We start from the raw sequence: 17,954 nt of genomic DNA, 5'->3' as shown, positions 1-17,954 counted from the left end.
ATGTCATTGCTCGATCATTTTGCTACAGAGTTAGATGAGTTAAAACGACAAGGTAATTTCAGACAATTTACCCAAAATGTGCAGCATGGCCGTTTTATTACAATTCAAAATAAAACGATGCTCAATTTAGCTTCAAATGACTATCTTGGGTTGGCAGCTGATATTGATCTTCGCCAAGAATTTTTAGATTGCTATCCATTAGAACGTAGCTATTTTAGTTCTTCATCTTCACGTTTATTAACGGGCAATTTTGATGAATATGAACAGTTGGAAAATAGCCTAAGCCAAGCATTTGGTGGTCGGGCGGCTCTATTATTTAATAGTGGCTACCATATGAATATTGGTATTTTGCCCGCTGTTGCTGATAGTAAAACTTTAATTCTGGCAGATAAGTTAGTTCATGCCAGTATGATTGATGGGATCCGTTTGTCTGGTGCCCAGTATGTGCGGTATCGACATAATGATTTACAGCATTTAGAGCAACTTCTACAAAAGTATCATGATGATGACCAGATTGAACGAATCATTGTGGTCACGGAAAGTATTTTTAGTATGGATGGCGATGAAACAGATTTAACCGCTTTAGTCCAGCTTAAAAAACGCTTTGCTAAAACCATGTTATATGTCGATGAAGCGCATTCAATTGGCGTACGTGGACAGCAGGGTTTAGGGTGTGCCGAACAATATAATGTAATTCAGGAAATTGATTTTCTAGTTGGTACCTTGGGTAAAGCGCTAGCAGCAGTCGGTGGTTATATTATTTGCCATCCAATTATTAAAGATTATCTCATTAATAAAATGCGCCCGCTTATTTTTAGTACTGCTCAACCTCCGATTGTTATGGCTTGGGCAAATTTTATTTTTCAAAAAGTATTAAACGCTCAATCTCAACGTAAACATTTAAAAAATATTAGCCAATATCTTCAACAAGCAGTGGTGCAAAAGGGGTATGTGAGTCCATCGACTAGCCATATTATTCCAGTGATTGTGGGAGAAAGTCAGGCTGCTATCGATAAGGCGAAACAGGTTCAGGAAAGCGGTTTTTATGCCATGCCTGTACGTCCACCAACAGTACCTAAAAATAGTTCGCGTTTGCGCATTTCCTTAACATCAATGGTTGAGCAACATGAACTTGAAGCCTTGGTGAGTTTCCTGTGAGTTTGAATAAAAATTTGGTTGCCCAACGTTTTGCTAAAGCAGGGCAAAGCTATTCAAAGCATGCAATTGTCCAAAAACAAATTTGCCAAAACTTAACGAACTTACTAAAGCAATTTTGTCCAAGCACGATGTCACGTGTCTTTGAAATTGGTTGTGGTTCTGGCAATTTAACTCGTCTGCTTGTTGAATCTTTTCAAATTGAAGATTTAGTTTTAAATGATTTGTATGCAGAGGTGCAACAGCACTTTAATCATGAAGAACATGTGAAATGGTTAATTGGAGACGTTGAAACCTTAGAACTCCCTCAGCAGCTCGATATGATTGTTTCCGGTTCAGCTTTGCAATGGATGCAAGATTTACCACGGTTACTTCAACATTGCGATGCTGCTTTAAATGAGCAAGGCTGGCTATGCTTTTCAACATTTGGTCCTAAAAACCTCATTGAAATTAAAGAGTTAACTGGACAAGGTTTAAATTATTGGAATCTTGAAAATTGGAATAGTGCCTTAACTCAGGCTGGTTTTGAGATTTTGCATTTGGCACAGTCAGAAACTCAGCTTTATTTCGATTCGCCTAAAGCTGTGTTGCAGCATTTAAAAGCAACAGGTGTAACAGCAACTGCTCAGCATCGTTGGACTAAGCAATCTTTACAGCAGTTTTATCAAGATTATGACCGGTTTAAGCACACCGAGGGGTACTCCCTAACATATCACCCGATTTATTGTATTGCCCGGAGAATGAAGTAAATGAGTGGCCAGATCTATTTTGTGAGTGGGATTGATACCGAAATTGGTAAAACCTACGCGACAGGTTTCTTAGCAAAATTATGGACTGAGCAGGGTAAAAAAGTAATTACCCAAAAACTTATTCAAACAGGTAATGCTGATATCTCTGAGGATATCCAGAAGCATCGTGAAATTATGGGGCAAGGTTGGTTTCAGGAAGATCATGACAAGCTGACTATGCCGGAAATCTTTAGTTATCCTGCTTCACCTCATTTAGCAACGCGTCTTGATAACCGAGAGATCGATTTTCAAAAAATTGAGAATGCGACTCAAACATTGGCTGAGCGTTTTGAAATTGTATTGTTAGAAGGTGCAGGTGGCTTAATGGTACCCTTAACCACCAGTTTACTTACTATTGATTACGTTGCTCAGCATCAGTTTCCTGTTATTTTGGTGACGTCTGGTCGTTTGGGGAGTATTAACCATACATTGCTTAGTCTCGAGGCACTTAAGTCACGTGGTCTGAAATTAAAAGCTTTGGTTTACAACCTAAAAGATGAATCAAAAGATCCATTAATCTCTCAAGATACTTCAAATTATTTGAAGAACCATTTAGCCATTCATTTCCCTGAAGCTGAGTGGATTGAACTAGCAAAAATGAATGAATTAAAAAATTAGGCCATAAAAAACCGCTCTAAATTGAGCGGTTTTTTTGATTTAAAAGCTTTACTTAGAACTTTTTAAATCCACGGTTAAAACCAGTCGATTTGCGCTGATTACCTGTGTTAGCTGGTGCTTCTTTTTCATCATCACGACGTTGCTGACGTAAGTAACCACCACGGCGTGCTGCCATTGGCTTTTCTGTCATACGTTCGGTGCGACGTTTTGCCATACCAAATAAGCCTGTACCTTGACGTGGTTTTAACTCAACAGATTTTGCCAAGTTATCGATGTCAGTTTTGTCGAGTTCCATCCAGCGACCAGTACGTAATTCGCGTGGTAAAATGACTGTACCGTAGCGAGTACGCAATAAGCGGCTTACTTTAAGGCCTTGTGATTCAAAAATACGGCGTACTTCACGGTTACGGCCTTCTTTCACTACAACTTGATACCAGCGGTTAATACCTTCACCACCAATTTCAGAGAAAGATTCGAATTTGGCAGGGCCATCTTCAAGCTCTACACCATTGACCATGTTTTGACGTAATTGTGGTGTTACTTCACCCATTACACGTACAGCGTATTCACGTTCAATTTCATTAGATGGATGCATTAAGCGGTTAGCAAGCTCGCCATCGTTTGTAAAAAGTAATAAACCTGTACTGTTAATATCTAGACGGCCTACCATTACCCAACGGTCATTTGCAATTTGTGGTAAATGATCAAATACGGTTGGACGCTTTTCAGGGTCATTACGTGAACAGATTTCACCTTCTGGTTTATAATAAATCAGTACACGACGACGAATTTCATCTTCGATCTGGAACTGAACTTTACGGCCATCAATGCGTAATTCATCGCCTGGTTCAATGCGCTCGCCAACTTGGGCAACGCGGCCGTTCACACTCACGCGTCCTGCGGCAATAACCTCTTCCATATATCGGCGAGAACCTAATCCGATTCGCGCTAATACTTTTTGCAATTTTTCACTCATGACAGCACAACCTTAGACATAATGATCAACAGTCCACCTCTTTATGACTTCGGTGCATTTGCATCGAGAGCCATAAATGCTTCCTTGGCGTTCTGCAGGGGAGGCAATTGGCCTAGAGAGGCTAGACCAAAAGCATTCAGAAATTGAGGCGTTGTAATTAGCAACGCAGGTCTTCCGGGTAAATCTCTAAAACCGGCTTCTTTAATCCAGTTCCAGTCAAATAGCGTTCTGAGAATCTGACTATTATTAGATACACCACGAATTTGTTCAATATCAGCACGTGTGACCGGTTGATGATACGCAATGACAGCCAACGTTTCTAGTAATGATGGTGACAGTTTTGTTGGTCGCTCTGGCCAAATCTGCGCAATGATATTGCGATATTTGGATCTTACCTGAAAACGAAAGCCCTGCGCAGTTTCAATCAACTCAATGGAACGGCCATGTTGTAAAAGGGCAAGCTGTTGTAAAAGCTGACGAAGCTGTTGTTTGTTATATTGATTATTAAATGCTTCTTTTAAACGGGCAATTGAGACAGGCGCTTCACTAGCAAAAATAATGGCTTCAAGCTGTAATAAAACTTCATGATGAATATCGGCTAATGACAAATCATTATTATTTTGTTCAAAACTGCTCATATTGAAGACCCTTGAATAGCTAGTGGAGCTTCAACTCCTGTAGCAATAATCTTAATCTTTTGTTGTCGGGTCAATTCTAAAACAGCCATAAAAGTTACAACCATTCCCATACGGCCTTGTTGGGGATTAAGTAATTCTTTAAAACTTAACACGTCGCCTGACTCTAATTTCTCTTCAATATAAGCAATACGTTCTTCTAACAGTACAGGCTCTTGCGCAATTGTGTGTGTTACAGGTTCCGGACGGTTAAATACACAGAACAAAGCATCGTGTAATGCTGAAACATCATATCCTTCATAAACAGGTGCAATATGACCTAAGCTTACATTGGCACTGAATGTATCACGGTCAAGAACTGGCATTTGGCCTAAACGTTCAGCGGCTTGTTTAATGCGTAAATAAGTTTCAAGTCGATCGATAAGATCTTGTTTAGGATCTTTTTCGATGCTTACTACAGTAGGCTTAGGTAAAAGTAAGCGAGATTTCAAATCAGCCAATAAAGCAGCCATGACCATATAGTCGGCAGTCAGCTCAATATTTAAGGATTTCATGCTATCCATATAAGCTAAATATTGAGTGGCAATAGGGGCGATATCGAGCTGAACTAAATCAAAACCGTTTTTCTGAATCAGATAAATTAAAAAGTCGAGTGGTCCTTCAAACTGTTCGAGTAAAATCTCAAAGGCAGCCGGAGGAATATAAAGATCTTCAGGAATCGTGTCGTGCCACTCATCTAAAACACGGATGTGTGGAACGTCTTCCATGGATTGATGAAGTGATTGGTTCATTACGATTATAAGCCACGCGAATTTTCAAAAGCATGAGACTTGTTTTTCAAGTCAATAATAGCTGTAGCAGAAGAACAGCAGATAGTGAGAAGCATTCTAAAGGAATTGTGACTTTTAATAAATTGCTTAACGACTAAAGTGTAAAAAAAATCCAAACTAAATAAAGAGTATTTTTTTTCTTGATAATGCTTTTTTTTAAACTATTGGTAAAAAATGAAAAGTAAGTGCTTATTCAAAAGCACTTACATCACCGACACCACGACGAATAATTTCAGGATGCTCACCTGATAAATCAACAATACTCGTAGTTGTTAAAGTACCAAAACCGCCATCAATAAAGACATCAATACGCTTAGCTAATTGATTTTCAATATCGTAAGGATCATCTAGTGGATCTTCTTGCCCCGGTAAAATTAATGTGCTGGTGAGTAAAGGTTCACCGAGCTCTTTTAATAAAGCCTGACAAATTGGATTGCTTGGAATACGTAGACCAATAGTTTTCTTTTTAGGGTGCATTAACCTGCGTGGAACTTCGCTGGTTGCCGGTAAAATAAAAGTAGTGATGGCTGGTGTATTTGCCTTTAATAAACGGTACGTCGCATTATCAACTTTGGCATAAGTCGCGATATCTGATAAATCGCAACACATAATTGCATATTGATGCTTAGGACCTAAACCACGAATCTGGGCAATCCGTTCCATCGCATTTTTATTACCAATCTGGCATCCGATTGCATAGGCAGCATCAGTAGGGTAGACCACAACGTCTCCGGCACGAATACGCTCAACCACTTGCTCAATGAGGCGTTGCTGTGGATTTTCAGGATGTACATGTAAATGCAGCATATTTTAGAGACTCCATCACGCCATTATTAAAAATAGTATTAGACCTTTCAAACTTGTGAAGCAAGTAACTTACGTAGTTTTTTTGTCATTTAATCAAGGAGTTCACGTTTAAATTCATTTAATTTTAATGCTGCACCTGCTCGCGTACATTGGCAAATACATTCAATGAATCTTGCTGCATCGGTAGGCAGCTTTGCTTCACCAGAAAAGTAACGTTGAACTTGGGCATAAACATTATCTTTAAACTTTCTGCCATCTCCACCATCGCCCGTAAGGTTATCTAGCGAGACTCTGAATTTTCTGCCAAAAGACTGTGCAAATAACCATTCAATGGCTTGAGGTTTGATTTCTACTTGTTCAAATAAATCTTGCTGTTCTTTAGTTCTGCCATCTGGCGCATACCAATAACCTAAATCGGGTAATAGGCGACGTTTTGCACCTGCAATCGTCCAATGGCTAATTTCGTGAAGAGCACTATTGAAAAAACCATGAGCAAATTGAATTTTCGCTGGCTCATGATCGTTCGCTGGGAAATATTCTGGTTCAAATTCTCCACGAACTAATGTCACATTATGGTGGGAAAACCAGTGATTAAAGTGTAAAATAAGCCAATCAACTTGCTCAGACTCTAATTTTGAGCTTGGCCATGGTGAGAGTTGCACCACGTCAGGTAAAAGAGGGTTCTGGTGGGTTGAATGGGTGCAAACGAGTAATGAAGTGTTAACTTCAGGTTGCGGCTGCAACAGGTGCATTGCTTAATTTACCCCGAGTTCTGTCTAAAGAAGTACAAAATTGTATCTTAATCTTTGACAGAGTACCGATGAATTTGTAGAATTGCCGCCTTAATTATGTCAGCAAATACCTTTCCGGCACAGATTGAGCCGTTTAAATGGGCTGAACAAGGCTTTACATGGTCAGGTCAACTGCCATTGTCTCGCTTTGCTCGTATTGCTCGTGAAGCTGTTGGGTCAATTGATAACCAATTGATCAACATAGACTGTAAGCTATCAATGGATGCCTATCATCGCATTGTGTGGTTAGATGGTCACATGGAAACAAAAGTTCCAATGGAGTGCCAACGTTGTTTGGAACCTGTTGAAATGCCAATTGTTTCTGACTTTCATATTGCACTTGTAGATGATGAGTCACTGATAGAGCGCTTGGATGAGGATGCTGATTTCATCGTTTTAGGTGAAAGTGAGTCTTCGACAAAAGGTGATTTTGATACACCTGCCTCGATCAACTTACTCGCATTACTAGAAGATGAACTGTTATTGTTGATGCCTTTATCTCCCAAGCATGATGCTTGTGAACATAAACATCAACCTACCATTCAGAACGTTGTCGAAGAGAAACGGGATAATCCGTTTGATGTTTTGGCAGGTTTGAAGGGTAAACTTAACTCATAATTTGTGTTATGATTATGGGATAAGACAACTGAATTTGTTCTGATCCATTTTTTCGATCTTTGTAAGGAGCCATCATGGCCGTTCAGCAAAACCGTAAAAGTCGCTCTCGCCGTGACATGCGCCGTTCACATGACGCTTTAACCGAGAATGCATTAACAGTAGACCAAGCAACTGGTGAAACTCATCGTCGTCACCACGTGACTAAAGACGGTTTCTACCGTGGTCGCCAATTATTCGCTAAAGCAGCTGATGCTGAATAATTGCATGATATGCATTAAGCGTGATGCTTAAGTATAGAAAAAATGGGAGCGAAAGCTCCCTTTTTTTGTTGTTTTTCGCAATTATAAATATACAAATTAAATGTTAAATTTCCGCTCCAGAGAAATGAGTGAAAACCCAAAAAGGATTTCTTATGTCTGCTAAACGTCTTGAACAAGTAGCTTTAGCCACAAAAACTGCATTTGTGTTTCCAGGTCAAGGTTCACAAAAAGTTGGTATGCTCGCTGAACTCGCAGAACAGTTTAGTGGAGTTGGGCAAACTTTTGCCGAAGCTTCAGACGCGCTAGGATTTGATCTTTGGCACATTGCACAAAGTGGTGAAGGTTTAGACCAAACAGAAAATACCCAGCCTGTATTATTAACTGCCAGTATTGCTTTATGGCGTTTATGGTTAGATTTAGGTGGTTTAGCCCCTAAATACCTTGCAGGTCACTCTTTAGGTGAATACAGCGCTTTAGTTGCAGCAGGTTCAATGAGTTTGGCGGATGCAGTTAAGTTAGTTAATTTGCGTGGAAAACTCATGCAAAATGCTGTTCCTCAAGGGGAAGGCGCTATGGCTGCTATTCTTGGTTTAGCTGATGATAAAGTAGTTGAATTGTGCCAGAGCGTGTCTGCATCAGGCCAAGGTTCAGTTGAAGCAGCAAACTATAATTCACAAGGTCAAGTTGTGATTGCTGGTAGTACCGCATCTGTACAGCAAGTTATGGCATTGGCAAAAGAACAATCTGCTAAAGCAATTGCTTTACCGGTTTCTGTTCCATCACATTGTTCATTGATGAAGCCGGCAGCAGAAAAATTTGCAGAAGCTTTGGAACAAACTGCCATTGAGCTACCTACCATTCCTGTAATACAAAATGTCAACGCGGGAATTGCTACCGATGTTGCTCAATTACGTCAGGCTTTAACAGCACAATTGTACCAGTCTGTACAATGGACACGTACCATGCAGTCTCTACAAGACCAAGGTATTCAGTACATTGTTGAGTGTGGCCCAGGTACAGTATTGAGTAATCTCGCAAAGCGTTTACCAAATATTGAAAAAGCTTTTTCTATTGATAGTAAGAGCAAAATGGAAGATGCCCTAAATGCTGTTTTAGTGGCAGAAGGAAAAATTGCATGACACAAGAACGCAAAGTTGCATTAGTAACGGGCGCGAGTCGGGGCATTGGCGCTGCAATTGCCCAGCAACTTATTCAAGACGGTTATTTTGTCGTAGGTACTGCGACTTCTGAATCTGGTGCACAAAAGCTAACTGATAGCTTTGGTGAACAAGGTGCAGGTTTGGCTCTCGATGTGCGTAATCTCGATGAGATTGAAGCAGTCGTGTCTCATATTGAACAGAACTATGGTCCTGTACTTGTTCTCGTTAACAATGCAGGTATTACGAAAGACAATTTGTTGCTTCGTATGTCGGAAGATGATTGGGATGACATCCTCAATATCCACCTTAAAGCCGTTTATCGTTTATCTAAACGTGTGCTTAAGGGTATGACGAAAGCACGTTTTGGTCGCATTATTAATATCAGTTCTGTTGTAGCTCACTTTGCAAACCCAGGCCAAGCGAACTATTCTGCTGCTAAAGCAGGTATTGAAGCATTTAGCCGTAGTCTTGCAAAAGAGATGGGTAGCCGCCAAATCACTGTAAACAGTGTGGCACCAGGTTTTATTGCAACAGAAATGACAGATGCACTTAGTGAAGACATTCGCAAAAAAATGAGTGATCAAGTGGCTTTAAATCGCTTAGGCGAGCCACAAGATATCGCAAATGCGGTGAGTTTCCTTGCAAGTGATAAAGCAGGTTACATTACCGGTACGGTATTACATGTAAATGGTGGTTTATACATGGCCTAACGCCGATGTATAAACTTTTAAAAATTTTTATATTCAATTAAACTAGTGGCAAATCAAACGCCACAAGCAATGAGGAGAATTCCTGTGAGCGATATCGAACAACGCGTTAAACAAGCGGTTGCAGAACAACTTGGTCTTAAAGCTGAAGAGATTAAAAACGAAGCATCTTTCATGGATGACTTGGGTGCTGACTCTTTAGATTTAGTTGAACTTGTTATGTCTTTCGAAAATGACTTCGACATCACTATCCCTGATGAAGATTCAAACGAAATCACTACAGTTCAATCTGCAATTGACTATGTAACTAAAAAACTTGGTTAATTCGCATATTGCTGATTAAAAAAAAAGGCCACCGTAAGGTGGCTTTTTTTATACGAGTCAGATAATTGATAGAGATACATATTTTTACAAGATCAACCTCAATTGATAGCAGAGGCATCTCTTTTTTCAAGTATAACAATAAGGGTCAGTTTAATGACTTTACTATAAACAATAATATGAGGACTAAATAATGGGTCTTTTTGATTTTGTAAAAGGTATTGGTAAGAAAAATACCGCACCAGCAGAACCACAAGCAGCTCCAGCAACACCAGCAGAACCTTCTGCACAAGAAATTGCGAATAAATTATTGGGATTGATTAAAAGCTTAGGCCTTGGGGTGGAAGGCTTATCTGTAACATATAATGGCTCAACTGACACTGCTATTATTAAAGGGCAAGTCCAAAGCCAAGCAGATAAAGAAAAAATCATTCTTATTGTGGGCAATGTGGATCATGTGGCACAAGTAGATGACCAGATGACTGTTGCAACTCCTGAGCCAGAAAGCAAATTTTATACAGTGAAATCTGGCGATAATCTTTCAAAAATTGCCAAAGAGTTTTATGGTGATGCCAATCAATATCAAAAAATCTTTGAAGCGAATAAACCAATGCTGAAAGATCCAGATGAGATTTTTCCAGGACAAGTTTTACGTATTCCTCAGTAATAGGAATATAAAAAAAGGCGCTTTAAGCGCCTTTTTTATTTATTGGTTAAAACCGTTTTGGAATCTTTTGTCCATTGGGTACAGGTGTTTCAGCATTTTTTAACACACCAAATAACCATGTTTCTGCATGTTGAACTGCAATTTTTAAAGAGTCACCTAGAGCTAAACGACCTGCAATAAAACTCGCTAATGAACAACCTGAGCCATGATATTCACCTTCAAGGCGCGGACATGTACTACTTGCTGCAAGCTCGCCATCAATATATAAACTATTTTTAATAAAGTTAGGTGTATCTTCGTGTCCACCTTTCACCAATACGGCCTTGGCACCCATTTCAAATAAATTTTGGGTTGCTTGATCTAAATCGGTAACGCCTGTTAAAGCGCGCAATTCAACTGTATTTGGAGTAATGAGTGTCGCTAGAGGAATAAGCTCCACAAATGCTTTAACTAAAGTTGCTTGGTCTCCTAACGAACCGCCACTGTTTGCAACTAAAACAGGATCAAGTACATATTGATAGTCAGGATGAGCACGTAAAAATTCGGCTAGAGCCGCAATATTATCAGTAGTGCCTAGCATGCCAGACTTAACACATTTAATGGGTAAATCGCCTACAACAGCATTTGCTTGGGCTAATAATAGTTCTTTTGAGGTTGCTTCAAAGCCAAATACTTGTTGAGAATTCTGAATGGTGAGGGCTGTACATGCAATTGCTGCATGTGCACCACTTTGTCCAATCGCTTCAATATCGGCTTGTAAACCTGCACCACCTGAAGGGTCTAAACCCGAGAAACAAAGTACGGTTGGACGCACGGTTATTTCCTTTTCAATTTAAATTTACGTTAGTATAAGAGAGTTTAATTAAACTCTCGACCAATTGAATTAAATACTTTACTGGGTTAGTGATTGAATGGCTATAAAACATATTTTGATTGATTTAGATGGAACCTTAACAGACCCTAAAGTTGGTATCCATACATCAATTCGTTATGCAATGGATAAGTTAGGTTATCCATTAGCTGCCGATTTAAATATTGATTGGACGATTGGCCCACCTTTAAAAGCGTCATTAGCAAAATTATTAGCTACTCAAGATGATGCACTAGCTGAGCAAGCTTTACTTGCTTACCGTGAGCGTTTCTCGGTGATTGGTTTATTTGAAAATGAAGTATATCCATCTGTTGCGGAAACACTTAAGGCCTTAAAAGCAGAAGGGTATCGTTTGCTCGTTGCTACTGCTAAACCAACGATTTATGCAAAACGAATTTTAGATCATTTTGAATTAAGCCAATATTTTGTACAAATTTACGGTAGTGAATTAACGGGTGAGCGGACCAATAAAGCTGAGCTTATCCATTATATTCTTGAACGTGAGCAATTAAACCCAGAAGAATGCTTGATGGTGGGTGATCGTCAATATGATGTTTTAGGCGCCCGTCATAATGGTATTGAAGCGGTAGCTGTGACTTATGGTTATGGGACACCAGAAGAACTTACTCAAGCACAACCTAAAGCAAAGATTACAAAATTTTCTGAACTTTTAGATTATGTTGAAGAACAGGCCGCACAAAAGAAAGTTTCTTAAATTTCAAGAATTATAATTTAGAGGTTTGACCTGCAAGTGAACAAGTCAAACCTTTTTATTTATTTTTAAATACCGTGTTGTTGACGATATTGTACAAGCTCTTCAATTGTAATCACGGTTAAATGATGAGTTTGAGCATATGCTAAAACTTGAATTCCTGATGCCATTGTCCCATCCGGATTGGTTAATTCGCATAACACTCCAGCAGGTTTTAAACCAGCTAATCTTGCTAGATCAATAGTCCCCTCCGTATGACCTCGACGGGTAAGCACGCCACCATTACGTGCGCGTAATGGGAAAACATGGCCTGGACGGTTAAGATCACTTGCAACAGCACCATCTTTAATAGCAGTTTTAATTGTGGTTACACGGTCTTTAGCAGAAACACCAGTGGTAACGCCTTGAGCAGCTTCAATAGTCACTGTAAATGCAGTATGAAACTGACTTGAGTTTTGAGAAACCATTGGTGGAAGTTCAAGATGATCAGCTAACTCTTCAGTAAGGCATAAACATACAATACCTGAGCCATCACGAATCATACGTGCCATGGTCTCAACAGTTAGGGTTTCCGCTGCAACAATTAAATCTGCTTCATTTTCACGATCGAAGTCATCCATCACCAAGACAGGTTTGCCTTGACGGATATCTTCTAATGCTTGTTGAATGCGTTGCTCAGCAGGAGAGAGGGCTGAGAAAAAAAGTTCTGGTTGAATTAAACTAGACATAATGAAACGCTCTCGTAAGAATACGGTTGAACATTTCAGGACTGATGCAAAAACAGGCTGGCACTGAAATAAAATGGATTTATTCCAGTTCGTCGTCTTCTTTCATCCGGACTATACCGTCGGCTTTGGAGTTTCACCAAATCTGCTCAAATTACATAATTTAAGCTCGTGGGCTTGTTAATTTAACAATAAAAATTAACTTTACCACCGGTGGGGAATTACACCCCGCCCTGAAGCGATGGGTTTTATTATAGCGCGCTTGGCAAAATTGGCTAGATGCTTTTGTAGAATGCTAAGTCTCTTTATGAATAAGTATTTTCATAAATTGAAATAGGCTTTTTAACAAGAGCTTACTTGTTGAGCTTAAAAGTGAATGTTATGTTTTTTCTAGAAAATTATAAATAAAACAGGTGTTTCATGCAGATAAGAGATTATTATCCTTTTAGGAATACTTTATTTATTCAGCATCTCCATATTTTCAGTTATGTATTTATGGCGCTCAGTATTCTGTACTTAATTGCTGCTAATTGGTTGATGCTTCCAGATAGCATTCAACTCATTATTCCACCTGTTATATTACTTATGACAGCTTGGGTGAGTATCAAAAAGACTTTAAGTGAGGGAGTAAGGCAAACTTTACATGGCATCTGCGGCTTAATGGTCGGTTTGAGTTTGGCTGTAATTGGGCAAGTTTATCAAACTGGTGCAGACAGTTATTTACTTTTCTTGATTTGGACTTTGCTTTTATTGCCGTGGCTATATCGACCAAATATTGGAATCTTTGCTTTAATTTGTATTACAAGCCAACTCACCCTATTTTTATTTTTTAAACAGACTTTCTGGGCAGAAAAGTTTCCCTATCTTTATCTTTTTGCTCTAAATCTATTCAGTCTTGTGCAGTTTTGGATCTGTCAAAAGAAATATACGGCTTTACGTTTTATTTTTATTGCTTGGTTTGCTGTTATTTCAATAACAGGAATGATTCAATTCCTATCAAGTGAAAATTTACCTTATCTGATCTCGGCTTTTTTTCTAGGAATCATCGCTTTTTATTATTTTTTTAATAAAGATGATCAGTTGTGTGCCAGTTTAATGGCTGCTGTTCTTGGTGTGACGGCTACCATATGGCTTGTGGATGGTATTAATCAACTATTTAAAGATTCTAATGAGTTCATCTTTTTATTGATCGCGGGGATTATTTTTACTTGGTTTGCACTCATTAGTTATTTCTTAATCAAGATTTTCCGTCAAAGCCGTTTTTATATCATTCCTTTGGCAATTGGTGCTTGGCTTGCTGGTCTAGCGCTTGCAGCATTTACTTTGGTGTTTTGGGAGACTATTTCCTTAATTATTGGAATCATCTTTGTTGCTGTAGCTATAACTTTACTAACAAAATCGCAAAGCTATTTCATCCGGCAGTTTGCATATTGTTTATTTGTGAGTGGACAGACTGCTTTTTTATTTCATCTTGGTTCTGAAACAGATCAAATTTTATGGGTATTGATTGCCCAGATCTTTATTTTATGTATTAGTTATTTTCTTAAGCCTCACTGGTTCTTTATTTTAATTCAAATGCTTGCAACTTATGGTATAGCAGTAATCTATCTACTACAAATGGATCATTCATTATGGTCCTTAAACTCTACTCAGACTTATTTAAATTTAGTCTTACTTAACTATTTGATTTTTAGCTCGGTACTACTGATAGGAAGTAAAGCGGTCGTATCGTATAAGCGAAGTATCTTTTTATGTACGCTCGTTGTAATTTTGGTGAGTTCATTCTTTGATACCTTTATAGGATTAGCACTTGTTGATTCGGCTGATCAGTCACTATGGTTCCTTTATGCATTGCCGTGCGTATGGTTATTATGCTTTAGTTTTTTCTATCTCTATCAGCAACTTCACGGTATAACTTTTTTTGCCTTTTTAGTTTTTGGCATATTACTTATTGCACTCGGCTATTTTGAAGTATTCATTTTATTTATTATTTTGACATGGGCTTTAAAAAATAAAGATCGCATTGTTTACGGTGTTACGCTCATAGTATTTGCCTTTGTGCTTTGGCAACTTTATTACAGTTTACAATTAAGTTTTTTAGCTAAAAGTGCCTCAATCTTAGTGTCAGGCATTATATTGCTGGCTCTATATGGGCTACTTATGAAAGAAGCTAAAATTAATTGTGTTGAGGGGGGAAAGTAATGAAAAAGTATTTCTCTCTTATGCTTGCAGTAGTCTCTGTATTATTTTTTGCAGGTTTAGTCATGAAAAATGAATGGCAATTGCATCAAAGTAAAAGTATTTTTATTAAGCTGAAACCAGTTGATCCCCGTTCTATTTTACAAGGGGACTACATGGCGCTGGCTTATGAATTAAATTTACAATCTCTCAAAGCTCTGACAGGAAGTGAAAGTGAAGCTTTAGATCAGGTGATTTTTAATCATGCTTCTGTTCCAGCAAAAGTTATTTTAGATTCACGAAATCGAGTGATCCGTACTATTTTAGACCCTAACTCTTTATCTAATGAGCAGAATTTAATTTTAAAAAATCCGGATAATCACTATCAATCTTTGTACCCAGCTTCTCGAAGTTTCTTATTTGCCGAAGGCTTAGCTCATTGCTATGAGAAAGCGAAATATGCTGAATTTAAGGTAAATGCAAAAGGAGAGGCGATTTTATTTGATTTACGTGGAGAAGAGCTACAGCCTCTAAATTGTAAGCAGCAACAGAGCTGGTGGAAGGGAACTGCCAGAAGTTTATAAAGTCTTATAAAAAAAGCCCGTATTTACGGGCTTTTTATTATTTTTAAATCTTTAATTAGGCAACTTGCACCGGAATACAGTTCGCTGTGTGATTGACTGTGTTATCTGGGTTTGCATATACCAAGCGTGGTTTATGGGCATTTGCTTCAGCTTCTGTGAAATCACCAAAAGTAGCAATAATAACTAAATCGCCCACATCTGCTTGGTGAGCAGCGCCGCCATTTACTGAAATAATGCCAGAGTTATCTTCACCACGAATTGCGTAAGTTGTGAAGCGCTTGCCATTAGTTACGTTCCAAACGTGGATTTCTTCGTATTCACGAATACCAGCTAAGTCCATCAATACGCCATCAATTGCACAAGAACCTTCATAGTGAAGTTCAGCATGGGTTACAACTGCACGGTGAATTTTGCATTTTAATAAACGAGATAGCATGGCTAGCGTCTCCTGAGTAGATCTAAGATGAAGATCTTATGGTGAAATCTTTCGCCTTTGCCGCCGGCTAGGTGGCTGATGCGCATTTTGCTCCTAAAAAAGCAAGATAGCAAGCTTGATTGTTCAACAATTTAAGCTGGTTTATACGCATTAATTTGATTCATGGCCTGTGGTACTTGCCCTTGAACAAGTAACTTTACTTTAGAGAGAGCATGATCAATTGCTCCATCCATCAGGCTTTGTTCACTACTTGGTGCTTTCCCGAGCACATGTCCAGAAACTCTTTCTTTTGAGCCAGGATGTCCAATACCAATACGTAAACGATGAAAATTTGGGCCAATATGCGGGACAATATCACGTAAACCGTTATGACCGCCGTGTCCACCGCCTGTTTTGAGGCGAATTACACCAGGGTTCATATCAAGTTCATCATGAGCAATCAGAATTGCTTCAGGAGCAATTTGATAGAACTTTGAGAAAGGAACAACACTTTGTCCGGAACGATTCATATAAGTCATAGGTAGAAGTAAGCGAACATCGTGCCCTTCTATATTACCACGACCACTGATTCCGTGAAATTTTGGATCATTTTTTAATGTAATGCCATATTTATCTGCAAGTTGTTCGACGAACCAGAAACCTGCATTATGGCGGGTTTGGGCATATTCTGAACCAGGATTGCCCAAACCAACAATTAGCGAAATATTTGACACTAATCTACGCCTTTAAACACTTATGCGCGTTTGAAGTCAGCGTGCATAGGAGTGTTTTTAGCTGGGTGACGTTGTAACGCTTGGATTTTAACGTTTTCAACTTTGTCACCTACTTTGATTTCAACAACTTCTTCAAAGAAAGCATTGCTTTCTAAAGCTTTTACAAGCTCACGAAGTTCTAAAGTAACTGCTACAGGCTCAGCGTTACCACCGTAGATGATAGCTGGAACTAAAGATTCGCGACGAAGGCGGCGGCTCGCACCTTTCCCTTGTTTGTCTTCAGCACGCGCTTGAGCGTTTAATACGAAGTTTGCCATGAGATAAATCCTCATTAAAGATTAAATAAACTAAACTTGCGACCAGTTTAGTGATAGAAAACCCCAGCCAAAGCTAGGGTTAAGAAAAAAGCTGCAATATTATAAACTATCGAACATCGCGCTGATAGACTCTTCGTTATTAATACGACGAATCGTTTCAGCAACCATGCTAGCAACAGAAACTTGGCGAATTTTACCTAAGTTTAATGCTTCTTCAGAAAGAGGAATTGTGTCAGTTACAACTAACTCATCAATAACAGAGTTACGTAAGTTCTCAATTGCTTTACCTGAAAGTACAGGGTGAGTTGCGTAAGCAACAACACGACGTGCACCGAATTGTTTAAGCGCGTCAGCTGCTTTACACAATGTACCAGCTGTATCAACCATGTCGTCTACGATAACGCAATCACGATCTTTTACGTCACCAATCAAGTGCATAACTTGCGACTCATTGGCTTTTTGACGACGTTTGTCGATGATTGCTAAATCGATATCACCCATCTGTTTAGCAACGGCACGAGCACGTACAACACCGCCAACGTCAGGAGAAACCACCATAAGGTTGTCATGTTGTTGCTGACGTAAGTCAGCAAGCAAAGCAGGAGTACCGTAGATGTTGTCGACTGGAATATCGAAGAAGCCCTGGATTTGGTCAGCATGTAAGTCAATCATTACGACACGGTCAATACCAACAGTGGTAAGCATGTCTGCAACAACTTTCGCTGTGATCGGCACACGTGCAGAACGTGGACGACGGTCTTGGCGAGCATAACCAAAATAAGGGATAACAGCAGTAATACGACCAGCACTTGCACGACGCAAAGCATCTGCCATAACCAAGATTTCCATAAGGTTGTCATTGGTTGGAGCACAAGTAGGTTGAACGATAAATACGTCTTTACCACGAACATTTTCAGTAATTTCTACTGAAATTTCACCATCAGAGAACTGACCGACTGATGCAGCACCTAGAGGGATATGTAAGTGACTTACGACTTTTTGAGCGAACTGTGGATGAGCATTTCCACTAAAAACGACAAGATTGGGCATGAAGCACCCTTGGCGGTTGGTATGTAATGAAGTAG

The 17,954-nt window shown here is 39.2% G+C and carries 23 protein-coding genes and 1 riboswitch; of the genes, 12 read left to right on the top strand and 11 right to left on the bottom strand.

Features of this window, described 5'->3' with window-relative positions:
• The 3 genes from R5R67_RS08190 to bioD are packed head-to-tail and all read left to right on the top strand — an operon-like array spanning position 1 to position 2,561.
• A complete protein-coding gene (locus R5R67_RS08190; protein ID WP_000054329.1) occupies positions 1-1,158 on the top strand; it encodes an 8-amino-7-oxononanoate synthase in 1,158 nt (385 codons plus the stop codon).
• Positions 1,155-1,904, top strand: a complete 750-nt coding sequence (gene bioC / locus R5R67_RS08185) for a malonyl-ACP O-methyltransferase BioC (protein ID WP_000055881.1) — start codon at positions 1,155-1,157, stop codon at positions 1,902-1,904. Before R5R67_RS08190 ends, bioC begins: the two co-directional genes overlap by 4 nt.
• The gene (bioD, locus tag R5R67_RS08180) at positions 1,905-2,561 is read left to right on the top strand and encodes a dethiobiotin synthase (RefSeq protein ID WP_000016601.1); all 657 of its coding nucleotides are present in this window, start codon (positions 1,905-1,907) and stop codon (positions 2,559-2,561) included.
• Positions 2,562-2,613: 52 nt separating this feature from the next.
• Here bioD and rluB read toward each other — a convergent pair whose 3' ends face one another.
• From rluB to R5R67_RS08155, 5 genes are all read right to left on the bottom strand, one after another.
• Entirely contained in the window at positions 2,614-3,537 is a 924-nt protein-coding gene (gene rluB / locus R5R67_RS08175; RefSeq protein ID WP_001291249.1) for a 23S rRNA pseudouridine(2605) synthase RluB, read from the bottom strand.
• Positions 3,538-3,578: 41 nt separating this feature from the next.
• Positions 3,579-4,175, bottom strand: a complete 597-nt coding sequence (gene scpB, locus R5R67_RS08170; RefSeq protein ID WP_000093856.1) for an SMC-Scp complex subunit ScpB — start codon at positions 4,173-4,175, stop codon at positions 3,579-3,581.
• Complete coding sequence (locus R5R67_RS08165; protein WP_002040502.1) at positions 4,172-4,963, bottom strand: segregation and condensation protein A; 792 nt, start codon at positions 4,961-4,963, stop codon at positions 4,172-4,174. The genes scpB and R5R67_RS08165 overlap by 4 nt, the downstream gene beginning before the upstream one ends.
• 228 nt (positions 4,964-5,191) lie before the next feature.
• Positions 5,192-5,809, bottom strand: a complete 618-nt coding sequence (locus R5R67_RS08160) for an L-threonylcarbamoyladenylate synthase (RefSeq protein ID WP_000902826.1) — start codon at positions 5,807-5,809, stop codon at positions 5,192-5,194.
• Between the two features lie 89 nt (positions 5,810-5,898).
• Positions 5,899-6,561: an elongation factor P hydroxylase gene (locus tag R5R67_RS08155; protein WP_000550439.1), complete on the bottom strand. Its 663-nt coding sequence runs from the start codon at positions 6,559-6,561 to the stop codon at positions 5,899-5,901.
• A gap of 96 nt (positions 6,562-6,657) precedes the next feature.
• Here R5R67_RS08155 and R5R67_RS08150 point away from each other — a divergent pair, with 96 nt between their 5' ends.
• The 6 genes from R5R67_RS08150 to lysM all read left to right on the top strand — a co-directional run bounded on the left by R5R67_RS08150 (position 6,658) and on the right by lysM (position 10,333).
• Positions 6,658-7,218: a YceD family protein gene (locus R5R67_RS08150; protein WP_001275712.1), complete on the top strand. Its 561-nt coding sequence runs from the start codon at positions 6,658-6,660 to the stop codon at positions 7,216-7,218.
• A 74-nt stretch (positions 7,219-7,292) separates the two neighbouring features.
• Positions 7,293-7,478, top strand: coding sequence for a 50S ribosomal protein L32 (gene rpmF, locus R5R67_RS08145; RefSeq protein WP_000290730.1), 186 nt, complete (start codon positions 7,293-7,295; stop codon positions 7,476-7,478).
• 152 nt (positions 7,479-7,630) lie between these two features.
• Positions 7,631-8,617, top strand: coding sequence for an ACP S-malonyltransferase (gene fabD / locus R5R67_RS08140; RefSeq protein ID WP_001274818.1), 987 nt, complete (start codon positions 7,631-7,633; stop codon positions 8,615-8,617).
• A complete protein-coding gene (gene fabG / locus R5R67_RS08135) occupies positions 8,614-9,348 on the top strand; it encodes a 3-oxoacyl-ACP reductase FabG (RefSeq protein ID WP_000191300.1) in 735 nt (244 codons plus the stop codon). The genes fabD and fabG overlap by 4 nt, the downstream gene beginning before the upstream one ends.
• An 84-nt stretch (positions 9,349-9,432) precedes the next feature.
• Complete coding sequence (gene acpP, locus R5R67_RS08130; RefSeq protein WP_001279871.1) at positions 9,433-9,669, top strand: acyl carrier protein; 237 nt, start codon at positions 9,433-9,435, stop codon at positions 9,667-9,669.
• A 190-nt stretch (positions 9,670-9,859) separates the two neighbouring features.
• The gene (gene lysM, locus R5R67_RS08125; RefSeq protein WP_000522216.1) at positions 9,860-10,333 is read left to right on the top strand and encodes a peptidoglycan-binding protein LysM; all 474 of its coding nucleotides are present in this window, start codon (positions 9,860-9,862) and stop codon (positions 10,331-10,333) included.
• A gap of 46 nt (positions 10,334-10,379) precedes the next feature.
• On the opposite strand, the gene R5R67_RS08120 is transcribed toward lysM, so the two are convergent.
• Entirely contained in the window at positions 10,380-11,147 is a 768-nt protein-coding gene (locus tag R5R67_RS08120; protein WP_001247945.1) for a hydroxymethylpyrimidine/phosphomethylpyrimidine kinase, read from the bottom strand.
• Positions 11,148-11,244: 97 nt separating this feature from the next.
• Between R5R67_RS08120 and R5R67_RS08115 the strand changes: the two genes are divergently transcribed.
• Positions 11,245-11,919 carry an HAD-IA family hydrolase gene (locus tag R5R67_RS08115; protein WP_318754803.1) on the top strand — a complete coding sequence of 225 codons (675 nt, stop codon included), beginning with the start codon at positions 11,245-11,247 and terminating at the stop codon, positions 11,917-11,919.
• A 65-nt stretch (positions 11,920-11,984) separates the two neighbouring features.
• Here the strand turns inward: R5R67_RS08115 and ribB are convergent, their stop codons facing one another.
• Complete coding sequence (gene ribB / locus R5R67_RS08110; RefSeq protein ID WP_000096537.1) at positions 11,985-12,644, bottom strand: 3,4-dihydroxy-2-butanone-4-phosphate synthase; 660 nt, start codon at positions 12,642-12,644, stop codon at positions 11,985-11,987.
• A gap of 90 nt (positions 12,645-12,734) precedes the next feature.
• Positions 12,735-12,885, bottom strand: a riboswitch (FMN riboswitch).
• 176 nt (positions 12,886-13,061) lie between these two features.
• Here ribB and R5R67_RS08105 point away from each other — a divergent pair.
• Together R5R67_RS08105 and R5R67_RS08100 are read left to right on the top strand one after the other, a co-directional pair.
• On the top strand, positions 13,062-14,843 hold the full coding sequence (locus R5R67_RS08105) for a DUF2157 domain-containing protein (protein ID WP_002040499.1): 1,782 nt from the start codon (positions 13,062-13,064) through the stop codon (positions 14,841-14,843).
• Complete coding sequence (locus R5R67_RS08100; protein ID WP_000759828.1) at positions 14,843-15,403, top strand: GDYXXLXY domain-containing protein; 561 nt, start codon at positions 14,843-14,845, stop codon at positions 15,401-15,403. Before R5R67_RS08105 ends, R5R67_RS08100 begins: the two co-directional genes overlap by 1 nt.
• Positions 15,404-15,458: 55 nt before the next feature.
• Here R5R67_RS08100 and panD read toward each other — a convergent pair whose 3' ends face one another.
• The 4 genes from panD to R5R67_RS08080 form a co-directional block, all read right to left on the bottom strand.
• The gene (panD, locus tag R5R67_RS08095) at positions 15,459-15,839 is read right to left on the bottom strand and encodes an aspartate 1-decarboxylase (RefSeq protein ID WP_000952664.1); all 381 of its coding nucleotides are present in this window, start codon (positions 15,837-15,839) and stop codon (positions 15,459-15,461) included.
• 131 nt (positions 15,840-15,970) lie between these two features.
• On the bottom strand, positions 15,971-16,552 hold the full coding sequence (pth, locus tag R5R67_RS08090; RefSeq protein ID WP_000065594.1) for an aminoacyl-tRNA hydrolase: 582 nt from the start codon (positions 16,550-16,552) through the stop codon (positions 15,971-15,973).
• A 20-nt stretch (positions 16,553-16,572) separates the two neighbouring features.
• Entirely contained in the window at positions 16,573-16,869 is a 297-nt protein-coding gene (gene rplY, locus R5R67_RS08085; protein WP_001273421.1) for a 50S ribosomal protein L25, read from the bottom strand.
• A 99-nt stretch (positions 16,870-16,968) separates the two neighbouring features.
• Positions 16,969-17,919, bottom strand: coding sequence for a ribose-phosphate pyrophosphokinase (locus tag R5R67_RS08080; protein WP_001133287.1), 951 nt, complete (start codon positions 17,917-17,919; stop codon positions 16,969-16,971).
• Positions 17,920-17,954 lie beyond the last annotated feature (35 nt).

Source organism: Acinetobacter sp. OYA S30 (assembly GCF_033599315.1).
GTDB lineage: Bacteria > Pseudomonadota > Gammaproteobacteria > Pseudomonadales > Moraxellaceae > Acinetobacter > Acinetobacter baumannii.
Note: the sequence above shows the minus strand (reverse complement) of the source record. Positions and strands in the feature narration are given on the sequence as shown.

Excerpts from the sequence above, each read along its gene's own strand:
- lysM (WP_000522216.1), top strand. The coding sequence starts at position 9,860 with ATGGGTCTTTTTGATTTTGTAAAAGGTATTGGTAAGAAAAATACCGCA.
- fabG (WP_000191300.1), top strand. The coding sequence starts at position 8,614 with ATGACACAAGAACGCAAAGTTGCATTAGTAACGGGCGCGAGTCGGGGC.
- R5R67_RS08080 (WP_001133287.1), bottom strand. The coding sequence starts at position 17,919 with ATGCCCAATCTTGTCGTTTTTAGTGGAAATGCTCATCCACAGTTCGCT.
- R5R67_RS08165 (WP_002040502.1), bottom strand. The coding sequence starts at position 4,963 with ATGAACCAATCACTTCATCAATCCATGGAAGACGTTCCACACATCCGT.
- R5R67_RS08190 (WP_000054329.1), top strand. The coding sequence starts at position 1 with ATGTCATTGCTCGATCATTTTGCTACAGAGTTAGATGAGTTAAAACGA.
- R5R67_RS08100 (WP_000759828.1), top strand. The coding sequence starts at position 14,843 with ATGAAAAAGTATTTCTCTCTTATGCTTGCAGTAGTCTCTGTATTATTT.
- R5R67_RS08155 (WP_000550439.1), bottom strand. The coding sequence starts at position 6,561 with ATGCACCTGTTGCAGCCGCAACCTGAAGTTAACACTTCATTACTCGTT.
- rpmF (WP_000290730.1), top strand. The coding sequence starts at position 7,293 with ATGGCCGTTCAGCAAAACCGTAAAAGTCGCTCTCGCCGTGACATGCGC.
- rluB (WP_001291249.1), bottom strand. The coding sequence starts at position 3,537 with ATGAGTGAAAAATTGCAAAAAGTATTAGCGCGAATCGGATTAGGTTCT.
- R5R67_RS08115 (WP_318754803.1), top strand. The coding sequence starts at position 11,245 with ATGGCTATAAAACATATTTTGATTGATTTAGATGGAACCTTAACAGAC.
- rplY (WP_001273421.1), bottom strand. The coding sequence starts at position 16,869 with ATGGCAAACTTCGTATTAAACGCTCAAGCGCGTGCTGAAGACAAACAA.
- bioD (WP_000016601.1), top strand. The coding sequence starts at position 1,905 with ATGAGTGGCCAGATCTATTTTGTGAGTGGGATTGATACCGAAATTGGT.
- R5R67_RS08160 (WP_000902826.1), bottom strand. The coding sequence starts at position 5,809 with ATGCTGCATTTACATGTACATCCTGAAAATCCACAGCAACGCCTCATT.
- R5R67_RS08150 (WP_001275712.1), top strand. The coding sequence starts at position 6,658 with ATGTCAGCAAATACCTTTCCGGCACAGATTGAGCCGTTTAAATGGGCT.
- R5R67_RS08105 (WP_002040499.1), top strand. The coding sequence starts at position 13,062 with ATGCAGATAAGAGATTATTATCCTTTTAGGAATACTTTATTTATTCAG.
- panD (WP_000952664.1), bottom strand. The coding sequence starts at position 15,839 with ATGCTATCTCGTTTATTAAAATGCAAAATTCACCGTGCAGTTGTAACC.
- ribB (WP_000096537.1), bottom strand. The coding sequence starts at position 12,644 with ATGTCTAGTTTAATTCAACCAGAACTTTTTTTCTCAGCCCTCTCTCCT.
- scpB (WP_000093856.1), bottom strand. The coding sequence starts at position 4,175 with ATGAGCAGTTTTGAACAAAATAATAATGATTTGTCATTAGCCGATATT.
- fabD (WP_001274818.1), top strand. The coding sequence starts at position 7,631 with ATGTCTGCTAAACGTCTTGAACAAGTAGCTTTAGCCACAAAAACTGCA.